The 9,488-nt window shown below is 47.9% G+C and carries 10 protein-coding genes, 1 tRNA gene and 1 pseudogene; 9 read left to right on the top strand and 3 right to left on the bottom strand.

All coding sequences use genetic code 11. The annotated features are described in order from the left end of the window. Nucleotides 1–240 (bottom strand): annotated as a pseudogene (locus NC997_RS09435) (photosystem II D2 protein (photosystem q(a) protein)); the annotation flags it as partial. Between the two features lie 429 nt (nucleotides 241–669). Here NC997_RS09435 and NC997_RS09430 point away from each other — a divergent pair. The 5 genes from NC997_RS09430 (at nucleotide 670) to NC997_RS09410 (ending at nucleotide 3,766) form a co-directional block, all read left to right on the top strand. Continuing rightward, on the top strand, nucleotides 670–936 hold the full coding sequence (locus NC997_RS09430; protein WP_190411751.1) for a hypothetical protein: 267 nt from the start codon (nucleotides 670–672) through the stop codon (nucleotides 934–936). A gap of 23 nt (nucleotides 937–959) precedes the next feature. Continuing rightward, nucleotides 960–1,637, top strand: a complete 678-nt coding sequence (locus NC997_RS09425) for an ABC transporter ATP-binding protein (protein WP_190411754.1) — start codon at nucleotides 960–962, stop codon at nucleotides 1,635–1,637. Between the two features lie 121 nt (nucleotides 1,638–1,758). Then, nucleotides 1,759–2,307 carry an NYN domain-containing protein gene (locus NC997_RS09420; protein WP_190411750.1) on the top strand — a complete coding sequence of 183 codons (549 nt, stop codon included), beginning with the start codon at nucleotides 1,759–1,761 and terminating at the stop codon, nucleotides 2,305–2,307. 110 nt (nucleotides 2,308–2,417) lie between these two features. Further along, nucleotides 2,418–2,489 (top strand) — tRNA-Asn (locus tag NC997_RS09415). 29 nt (nucleotides 2,490–2,518) lie between these two features. After that, nucleotides 2,519–3,766 carry an aminotransferase class V-fold PLP-dependent enzyme gene (locus NC997_RS09410; protein ID WP_190527544.1) on the top strand — a complete coding sequence of 416 codons (1,248 nt, stop codon included), beginning with the start codon at nucleotides 2,519–2,521 and terminating at the stop codon, nucleotides 3,764–3,766. A gap of 526 nt (nucleotides 3,767–4,292) precedes the next feature. On the opposite strand, the gene NC997_RS09405 is transcribed toward NC997_RS09410, so the two are convergent. Beyond that, on the bottom strand, nucleotides 4,293–5,621 hold the full coding sequence (locus NC997_RS09405; RefSeq protein WP_190527542.1) for a tetratricopeptide repeat protein: 1,329 nt from the start codon (nucleotides 5,619–5,621) through the stop codon (nucleotides 4,293–4,295). A gap of 150 nt (nucleotides 5,622–5,771) precedes the next feature. Here NC997_RS09405 and NC997_RS09400 point away from each other — a divergent pair, with 150 nt between their 5' ends. Both NC997_RS09400 and NC997_RS09395 read left to right on the top strand, forming a co-directional pair. Further along, nucleotides 5,772–6,950 (top strand): esterase-like activity of phytase family protein, encoded by a 1,179-nt coding sequence (locus tag NC997_RS09400; RefSeq protein WP_347276108.1) that lies wholly within the window; start codon nucleotides 5,772–5,774, stop codon nucleotides 6,948–6,950. Nucleotides 6,951–7,069: 119 nt separating this feature from the next. Beyond that, complete coding sequence (locus tag NC997_RS09395; RefSeq protein ID WP_190527540.1) at nucleotides 7,070–7,450, top strand: surface-adhesin E family protein; 381 nt, start codon at nucleotides 7,070–7,072, stop codon at nucleotides 7,448–7,450. Nucleotides 7,451–7,621: 171 nt separating this feature from the next. Here NC997_RS09395 and NC997_RS09390 read toward each other — a convergent pair whose 3' ends face one another. After that, nucleotides 7,622–8,536, bottom strand: coding sequence for an ADP-ribosylglycohydrolase family protein (locus NC997_RS09390; RefSeq protein WP_190527538.1), 915 nt, complete (start codon nucleotides 8,534–8,536; stop codon nucleotides 7,622–7,624). 82 nt (nucleotides 8,537–8,618) lie between these two features. Here NC997_RS09390 and NC997_RS09385 point away from each other — a divergent pair, with 82 nt between their 5' ends. Together NC997_RS09385 and NC997_RS09380 are read left to right on the top strand one after the other, a co-directional pair. Next, entirely contained in the window at nucleotides 8,619–9,209 is a 591-nt protein-coding gene (locus tag NC997_RS09385; RefSeq protein ID WP_190411745.1) for a chromophore lyase CpcT/CpeT, read from the top strand. A 29-nt stretch (nucleotides 9,210–9,238) separates the two neighbouring features. Next, a complete protein-coding gene (locus NC997_RS09380; RefSeq protein WP_190527536.1) occupies nucleotides 9,239–9,466 on the top strand; it encodes a hypothetical protein in 228 nt (75 codons plus the stop codon). Nucleotides 9,467–9,488 lie beyond the last annotated feature (22 nt).

Below are 9,488 nucleotides of genomic sequence, written 5' to 3'. Positions count from 1 at the left end.
AGTGGAGACGGCGACGGTGAGGAAGTTGCAGCCTTCGAGGTACGAGGAGGCGAGTCCGTGGGTGTACCAGGAGGTGACGAAGGTGGTGCCGGTGAGCCAGCCGCCTAGCGCTAGATAGGCGCAGGGGAATAGCAGTAGGCCGGACCAGCCGACAAATACGAAGCGATCGCGCTTGAGCCAGTCGTCAATGGCGTCAAACCACCCTCTTGAACTCGGCGCGCGTCCGACTGCGATAGTCATGACAGCAAATCTCCAAACAGGTTAGTTATAAGTACAGTCATCGCGGTTTCTGCTGGCTCCATCTGTAACTAGATGGGCTACGCAGAAAACAAACTAGGATGTCAATCTAGTTTACGATTCTTTACTAGAGTTTAATCTTATTATGTCCAACTTGCACAGTTTTGGGTAAATTTATTTAACTCATTTTAATATTTAGCGGTAGGGGCGACAGATGCGATCGCAGATGTTCATCACTCGCGACAGTTCAGGAAGTGAGTGCGCTTAAAGTCCAGGCTAGGAAAGGATTTGCGAAACTTACCAACGCCAAGATAGAGGCGAAGATGAAATCCTTTCTCCCCTGCTCAACGAATTTTCCCATCGGGCAGCAACTGGCTCGCGTCTGAGATACTAGGGATGTGGAGCCGATATTTAATTGCAATTGCTTAACTCATGTTTACAATCGACCTAATTTTGAAAAATACGCCGATGTCGTTGTCGGTGCAACGGAAGTCAGATGAAGATGCCCAAAGCGTTTACCAAGAAATTCTGAATGCAATCCGCTCTGGCAACGCGCAACTGTTAGAACTCACTTGCGAACGCCAGCCGGAGAAAAAAATCGGCATTCTCAGTAGCGAGATTGTTGCCGTTCAGATATCTCAGAAATCCAGCACAGCATCGGCTGGAAGACCTCCCGGCTTCTTCGCCCTCGCTGAATGAACACATTTCCTGCTGGTGTCGAAATGGTCAAGCCTGCCATTCAAGTCAAAGACCTTTGCTTCAACTGGCCTAAAGGGGAGAAAGTCTTAGATTCCTGTTCTCTGGAGGTGCCCAAGGGTGAATTCTGGATGCTTTTGGGCACCAACGGCAGTGGAAAATCAACATTGTTGAGATTACTGGCTGGGCTGTTGCGTCCCCAAGCAGGAGAAATTCAGATATTAAACCCAATTGGCTTTGTCTTCCAGAATCCCGATCATCAGTTGGTGATGCCGACAGTCGGGGCTGATGTTGCCTTTGGGCTGGTGGAGGAAAATCTCTCGCCCGCTGAGATACGCGGGCGGGTAGAGCAAGCACTGGCAGCGGTTAATTTACTCGCGCTGGAACGACGCCCCATCTATGCTCTGAGTGGGGGTCAGAAACAGCGAATTGCCATTGCCGGTGCGATCGCCCGCCGATCGGAAGTCTTACTATTAGATGAACCCACCGCCCTGCTCGATCCAGATTCTCAGTTGGATTTAGTCGCGCAAGTGCAAAGCTTGGTGAAAAGCCGGGGTCTGACTGCCCTTTGGGTCACGCATCGATTAGATGAGTTAAATTATGCCGATGGGGCATTCTTACTAGAGCAGGGCTGCGTAGTGGATCGAGGAGAACCCAAACGCTTAAGACAACGCCTCCTGCAAACCCAAGATTCCTCCTTGTAAACAAAAACTATTTTTGGGCAGGTTTTGTTTAGTTCTGCAAAAAGGACGACAGAACTGACTTGACTATATTGTTAAGATAATGAAATAGTTATTTTCACCTAAAAAATCTTGGCTTAAAACAATGCAACGCCCATCCCCGCAGGCTGTTTTGCTCGTTGACGGCTACAACGTCATTGGACTATGGTCTTACCTGCAAAGAACCCGCGATCGCAATGGGCTAGAAGCCGCTCGTCTTGAATTAATTGAGGCTTTGGTCAATTACAGCGCTTTTAAGGGCTTTGAAACTCAAGTTGTATTTGATGCCCAGTATCAAGACACACGCAGTAATTGTGAATCTATCACCCACGAGCTATCAGTCTATTACACTGATTTTGGGCAGACAGCAGATACTTACATCGAAAAAACCTGTGCCTCCTTTCGTTACAATCCCTACAGATCGGCACGGCGCTTGATTGTCGCTACATCAGATCGGGCGCAGCAATTAACAGTAGTGGGGTATGGCGCAGAATGGATGTCAGCGCAACAGCTGGGTTACGACGTAGAATTAACCGCTCGTGCGGTTATACGCAAAAATAGACCCAAGAAACATTCGTCGGGGCGTTTTTTAGCGAATTCCCTGGATGCTAAAGCTCGCGAGCGTCTGGCTGAGTGGCGTTTGAACCAGAAATAACTGAACATTCATTCGGCTCAAAAAAATTTCTCAGAAAACTATAAAAGGGCTTGACAAGTTATATTGGCACTCGCTAATATTAGTAACTGTTGAAAAGATTGAGTGAACGATCCTCAGTAGCTCAGTGGTAGAGCGATCGACTGTTAATCGATTGGTCGCAAGTTCGAATCTTGCCTGGGGAGTTTAATTAATTTAATTGTAAGGATGAAGCATGAAAGAGAAAATTTCAGACTTCATCCTTCGTCATTCAGAATTTCAGAAGTTATGGTCGCTTGACCCAGCCGTAACGTTCCTGAATCATGGTTCGTTTGGTGCTTGCCCGCTACCAGTTCTGGAAGCCCAACAACGCTTCCGAGCGCAACTGGAAAGGGAACCTTTGCGATTTTTTGTGCGCGAATTTGAGCCGCTGCTGGATGCTGCGCGGGATGAGTTAGCTCAGTTCGTGGGTGCTGATCCAGAAGAGTTGGTATTTGTCCCGAATGCAACAACTGGAGTGAATGCGATATTGCGATCGCTTGGGGGAGGCGATTCTAGCAGCTCCCCGCTTTATTTCTCCCAAGACGACGAATTACTGACAACAGATCAGGAATATAATGCCTGCCGCAATGCGCTCAATTTCATTGCCAGTCGGACTGGGGCGCGGATAGTTGTGGCAACCGTGCCTTTCCCCATCACATCGCCAGAACAAGTCATCAAAGCCGTGATGGAGCGGGTTTCACCCAGAACAAAGCTAGCGCTGCTAGATCATGTAACCAGCCAGACAGGGCTAATTTTTCCCATCCAACAGCTAGCTCACCAACTGGCAGAGCGCGGCGTCGATACCCTGATAGACGGTGCCCATGCGCCAGGGATGCTGCCGCTGAATCTGCGGGAACTTGGAGCGACTTATTACACTGGCAACTGTCATAAGTGGTTGTGTTCCCCGAAAGGAGCCGCATTTTTATATGTGCGGCGCGACAAGCAATCGGCAATTCGTCCGCTAACGATTAGTCATGGTGCCAACTCGCCCCGAAAAGAGCGATCGCGCTTTCATCTAGAATTCGACTGGATGGGCACCGACGATCCCAGCGCTTATCTGTGTGTCGCAGAGGCAATTCGATTTTTGGGTTCGCTGTTGCCGGGTGGATGGCGCGAATTGATGGCACGTAACCGAGCAATGGCATTAACAGCACGACAACTACTTTGCGAAACGCTACAGGTGTCGCCACCGTGTCCCGATGAGATGATTGGTTCGATGGCAACCGTGCCATTGCCGGATGAAATGCCAAATAGCCCAGGAGAGATGCAAATAACGCCCTCGCTACAAGATGCGTTATGCGATCGCTTTGGCATTCAGGTGCCGGTGATTTATTGGCCTGCACCTCCCAAACAGCTGATTCGGATTTCAGCCCAACTTTACAACACTCCGGCGCAGTATGAATATCTAAGTAAAACGCTTGTGGAATTACTGTCTAGCTGACGCAAGACAACTGATGTAAGCCACTAAAACACCCAGAAAACCTTCCTGGAAGATAGAAAGTAACCTTACCTTTACAGTTTTTTCTTGATTTCTAAAACCGTGACTAAACTCACGCTTGCATTTTTACAAAAGTAAGATGTACTCATTTTGTAATAAAAAAAAACGAACCAAGCATTTCTACTTGGCTCTAAGAGCAAACACCAAATCACAGAAGTCTATAACCAAGGAAGAAAGACTATCTCAGGAAGGGAGATAATTTTGATAGCAGTTCTAATATTTAATATTTAGGCTCAGAACCGCGCTGTCTTTATACTTATAAAGTTATCAATTGCCAAAACAAACAGAATCAATCTTCGGTGGGAAACTTCCTGAAGTCTTAACTCTCTCTGAAGGAATATAAAGCTTTCTGTTGTACTGGGACAAACGCCTGTAAGGGCAGAATGCCCAGTTAGACCATTTTTGATTAGGGATTGGAAATGCTTGCGCCCTATAGATAACAAGAACTCGCTTTTCTCTGAACTGATATCTACGGCGAACCTTGCTGAGTCACTCGCGCTAGCTGATTGGCAAAGTAAGTTTCCTGATACTTTAACGACTTTGCTAATTCCAACCCTTGTTCAAACGCTGCTTTTGCTGGCGCTAAGTCCCCGCGTTCTAGATAAATCTGACCGATTTGGTCGTAGGTTTTCATCAAGTTATAGTAATCGTAGGACTGCCGCTCTACCTGCAAAAGAGTTTGATAAACCTGCAAAGCATATTCAGGTTGTTTATAAGTTCGGTAGAGATCTCCTAGTTTTTTCAAAGCTTCGCTGGCAGAAGCGAACTGCTGTAAAGACCACGCTATATTATAGGCTTCTTGGTAGTTTTTACTCGCTTCGTCTGGTTGTTTGAGAGCTTCGTAATCAGTAGCGATCGCTATCTTCAACGCTGGTATCTGAGTTAAATCATTAATGGCGAGGTAACTTTCTGCCAGCCGTTGCTTCACTTTTAAAGAATTTTCCGGTTGCTTCGCCTTGTCGTAAATGTAAGTCAGCTGTTGCAGATAAACCACTTGGTTGACCGTATCGCCCTGTTGAGTGGCAAAACTCAGCAATTCCTCATAAGTTGCCGCTGCCTTAGGATAATCAAACCAGTTCAGGTGCAATTGGGCAATGATTTTCAGCATTGCCTCTTCTGTGGCTTTATCTTGGCGCTGCCGTGCATCAGCCAGCAACAGCTGATAATCCTCCAGCGCGGGGGCTGGCAGTCGTATCTGCTGGTAAGCTTGACCCAAAGCTTGCAACAGCTTTATGTCCACTGCCGAGACAGGGGAAGACAAAACAATTTCTTCAGTTTTGCCTCCATTCAAGTTTGTTTGCTGGCGCGGCGTTTTGCCTTTCGGCTCTGGTGTCCTGCCAAAAGCCCGATCCTGAATTGCTTGCAAACGCTTGGTGATGATTTGCAAATCAAGTTTTTGATTATTTTCCCAAGCGATCGCTCCAACTCGTCCTAGCGCTTCCACCTCTTCCACCGTCCCTAGCGATCGCCGCAATCGCAATTCCCGATACCAAATTTCAAACGCTGCCGGTGCATTACCGGCTTTAAGCTGAGCAGCTGCCTGAGCATTTAATTCATCCAGAGCCTGCCTGAATTGGCTGATTTCTCCAGGTGTCAGGGGACGATCTACTTGCGGCTGCGGCAGCAGTGGATCGGGTGTCGTTATCTCTAAGGGGTTGGGTTTGGGTTTATTATCCGCCGCAGTTGCTGCCCATCCGGCAGAACCGGAACACAGTAGGAACAAAACGGCAGCAATTCCCAGTCCTAAAGCGCTTGAGCGACGTTGCTGCAACCACAGACGAGCAAGCAAATTCTGCATAATATTTTTAGCGCGAGCAGTTTAAATTGTTAATAACAAACTATACAAGCAGACCTGGTTAATATCAGAAGTTGTAGCGTTTCTCACCCAACTGACTGCTACAGTAAAGCGATAGTTTCCGCGCTTGTTGTAAAGTTTAGGAGAAAGCTGGTGAACGGTGGGCAATTTAGACCACGATCTTGGGTGCTGGGGATAGCGATCGCCTTATTGACTTTTGTCACTTCCTGCGGAGTCCAGCCAGGAATGACGCAAGATCGAGTTTTTCTGGATCTATCCCTCGACTTTTTGGGGGAATACCAGCTGCCCAAGACGAAATTTAAGGATACACCTGTTTCCGGCTTATCGGGGCTAACCTACGACCGGAAGCAGAACCGTTTTTACGCAATTTCAGATGACCGCAGCAAGTTTGCCCCAGCCCGGTTTTATACCCTTAACATGGTTATCGATGACGCTAGCGATGGCAAAATTGGCATCCAGAAAGTAGAAGTTGAGGACGTTACTTTTCTAACAAAGGAAGATGGCAACACCTATCCCAAAAGTACAGTGGATACGGAAGGGATTGCCGTGTCTCCTCAACAATCCGTATTTATCTCTAGCGAAGGGGTCGCCCGCGATGGCATTCCCCCCTTTATCGGGGAATTTGACTTAAAAACTGGACGCCTGCGGCAGAACTTACCCATCCCGGAACGCTATCTTCCCGATGTCAGCGGCAACAAAACCCAGACTCGTGGCATCCAGAATAACCTGGGGTTTGAAGCCCTCACCCTCAATCCCGTCGGTACTCTCCCAGCAACCGGGGAACCGTTTCGTCTATTTACTGCCACTGAGTCATCATTGATGCAGGATAGCGAAGCAATTAGTTCAAAGCAGGGAGCAAAATGTCGGATCTTGCACTATTTGCTCAGCGATGGCCCACCGCTGCTGATTGCCGAACATTTATACGAAATGGAACCGCCTCCAAGTGGGGCACTCAAAGATGGCTTGCCGGAATTTTTATCTTTAGATGCAGGGGGGCACTTCCTCACCTTGGAACGTTCTTTGAGCCTGTTAGGTTACAGGGTGAGAATTTATCAGGCAGCAATGGGCGGGGCAACAGATATTTCTAGTGTCCCCAGCCTTAAAGGTGAGCTTACTGGGATTGAGCCAGTGAAGAAAAAGTTGCTGTTGGACTTGGATGAAATAGGCATTCCGTTGGGCAATTTGGAAGGCATGACTATTGGCCCCCGCTTGCCGGATGGCAGCCAAAGTTTACTTCTAGTCAGTGATGATAATTTCCAAGATAAACAGACGACTCAGTTCCTATTGTTCCGGCTCAAAAGTAAGCGTTAAAAACAGTTAACGCTCGCATTTATCACCCTTCCATTCATCTCGATAATCTTTGCAATCCCATGACTAAGTTGCTTACCTTTCAACCTTCGCGTCTAGCTATAGTATCCGGGATCAGCTTGATGACAATGATTGCTACGTCAAGAGCGATCGCGGCTTGGGTGCCCGTAAGCAAAACCCTCGACAACACCCCTATCTATATCGACGATGCGCGGATTGTGCGTCAGGGAAATCTTGTAGAATTCTGGCGACGGAATCTGTTTCAAGCTCCGGAAGCAGATGGTGCGATTGGGGTGGACAATTATCATGCAATAGAGTGTAAAAAAGGCTTATTCCGATGGCGTCGGTCTATTCGTTTTGACCAAAGCGGTCGGATTGTCGGGGATATCGATGTAGGTAAAAACGACAAGCTGCTAGAAGCAAAAATTCAATCGGGAAGTATCATCGGGGATTTTTATCAAGCAGTGTGCCCAGCCCAGATAGAGGAACCTAAAAAAAAATAACAAAAAGGGAATTTTTTCTTCAGCTTAAACCTATTTGAATGCGATAAGAAAAACTTCACACTTAGCCACTCGACCTTCACGGAGAGGGGAGCAAGAAAATCTTGTGTGTATCTCCTGTGCATCTACCTAAAACGGGTAGCGCGTTCAGTTTTTTAACTTGATTTTGCATTTTTAATAACTTTCGCCAGCAAAAATGCTTGAAAAATTATCTGGCAACGGTTCCCTCGCCTGAATCCACGGGGTAGGGACTCCTTTTTGGCGTGCGGAAAGGGCAACAATCCCGCCTACAATGGCGCAGTTTGTGTCCATGTCGCCTAAACCGCTAATTGTCGCCCAGAAAGCTTCCTGGTAGTCTTCCAAATGATGGGCAGCACACCACAGGGCAAAAGGCACCGTATCTTGAGCTGAAATTTTGTAGCCGGAACCCAGTTGTTGCGCTACCACAGGTGGAGAGCGCTCGCTCGGAATATCTATCGCTTGCCGAATGCTGCTCTGAATCTCGCTTTCCGGGACATTCAGAGCAACCTGTTGGAGAAATTGCTCTCCAGACATAAATTCACCTTCACCCACCCTGTAAGCGATCGCAGCAGCAACTGCAACAGCGATCGCTCCAGCAATTCCCTCTGGATGAGCGTGTGTTGGTTGCGCTGAAAGAATTGCATTTTCTCGCACTGCTTCCAGATTGTCAGCAAAATAAGCGCCTAACGGTGCTACCCGCATCGCTGCACCATTGCCATAAGAACCAGTACCCCCGAACATCTCCGAAGCTGCCGTGCGCCAGTCTGCGCCCCATTGCAGCCTTGTTAGCAGCAGCTGCGCCCCTGCACCGTAGCCGCGAGAAGGGTTGAAGCGTTCGGCAAACGCTGCGGCAAGAGCATCGGGATCTATCCTCCCATAACGCCACAGTGTCTCCACGATAGACAGTGCCATCTCGGTATCGTCACTGTAGCACCAGCGTCTGGGAGGAACTTGACGCTGTTGAATTCTTTCGTTCAGTTCCTCTACCAACCCAAAAAACCTTTCACCCAAGGCATCTCCGACAGAAAGCCCCGTCAAAGACAACTGCATTCGTTCTAGTGGCTTCATCGTTTCAAGAAACTTTAGGAGGAGCGATCGCGCATCTTAAAATAAGGGGGATCATTTCTCAACAACGGCATTTTAATAAACAATGACGCATTCTACTGATATTGCTACCTTAGCTCGCTGGATGGCAGCAGATTTCAGCAACCAAGCACAAGCATTTGAAAATCCTCCCATCTTTGCCCATATCCGCGTCTGTATGCGTCCTCTACCCCTGGAACTGTTGTCGGGCGTGAGTTTCCTGGTGGAACAAGCGTATGACTATATGATTAATGACCCATATCGGCTGCGGGTTTTAAAGTTAATTACGAATGGCGATCGCATCGAAATTGAAAACTACACAGTTAAGAATGAAGAACAATTTTATGGTGCCTCCCGCGACCCCAAGCGCCTGCATAACCTCAAAGCAGACCAACTGGAAAAATTACCAGGCTGTAACATGATCGTCGAATGGACAGGTCACAGCTTCAAAGGTTACGTCGAACCCGGTAAAGGTTGTATGGTGGTTCGCAAAGGTCAAAACACCTATCTCGACAGCACCTTTGAGATTGACGAAAACAGGTTTATCAGTCTCGATCGGGGACGCGATCCCGAAACCGATGAGCATATTTGGGGATCGGTCGGGGGTCCTTTCGAGTTCGTCCGTTGGGGAAGTTTTGCCGAGGAAGTGAAGGTGTAAAGGGTTCAAAGCTAAAGGTTGAAGGTTCCTTGTCGCTAGGAACCTTCAACTTTCAATCTGGAGGTCTTGGAGACACTTTCACATCTGATTGCTGGGTCGCCGCCACTGGGACAACAACGCTTTCCTCCCAAAGATTGATGACGAAGGAGGGAAGAAATACGAGAAAGAAGCAAACGACTACAAGCTCGATGGGGTGTACCGGCGATCGCTCAGAAGGAATTCACTTCGATGGTCTAGAAGGTACCATTACCTGGTAAATTTACCGAGTGTTGGCAAGCA

The sequence above is a fragment of the Trichocoleus sp. DQ-A2 genome (assembly GCF_039961915.1).
In the GTDB taxonomy this organism is placed as follows: domain Bacteria; phylum Cyanobacteriota; class Cyanobacteriia; order Cyanobacteriales; family FACHB-T130; genus FACHB-T130.
This window is presented reverse-complemented; position numbering and strand designations above follow the sequence as displayed.

Excerpts from the sequence above, each read along its gene's own strand:
- NC997_RS09395 (WP_190527540.1), top strand. The coding sequence starts at position 7,070 with ATGACAATGATTGCTACGTCAAGAGCGATCGCGGCTTGGGTGCCCGTA.
- NC997_RS09420 (WP_190411750.1), top strand. The coding sequence starts at position 1,759 with ATGCAACGCCCATCCCCGCAGGCTGTTTTGCTCGTTGACGGCTACAAC.
- NC997_RS09390 (WP_190527538.1), bottom strand. The coding sequence starts at position 8,536 with ATGAAGCCACTAGAACGAATGCAGTTGTCTTTGACGGGGCTTTCTGTC.
- NC997_RS09385 (WP_190411745.1), top strand. The coding sequence starts at position 8,619 with ATGACGCATTCTACTGATATTGCTACCTTAGCTCGCTGGATGGCAGCA.
- NC997_RS09425 (WP_190411754.1), top strand. The coding sequence starts at position 960 with ATGGTCAAGCCTGCCATTCAAGTCAAAGACCTTTGCTTCAACTGGCCT.
- NC997_RS09405 (WP_190527542.1), bottom strand. The coding sequence starts at position 5,621 with ATGCAGAATTTGCTTGCTCGTCTGTGGTTGCAGCAACGTCGCTCAAGC.
- NC997_RS09430 (WP_190411751.1), top strand. The coding sequence starts at position 670 with ATGTTTACAATCGACCTAATTTTGAAAAATACGCCGATGTCGTTGTCG.
- NC997_RS09410 (WP_190527544.1), top strand. The coding sequence starts at position 2,519 with ATGAAAGAGAAAATTTCAGACTTCATCCTTCGTCATTCAGAATTTCAG.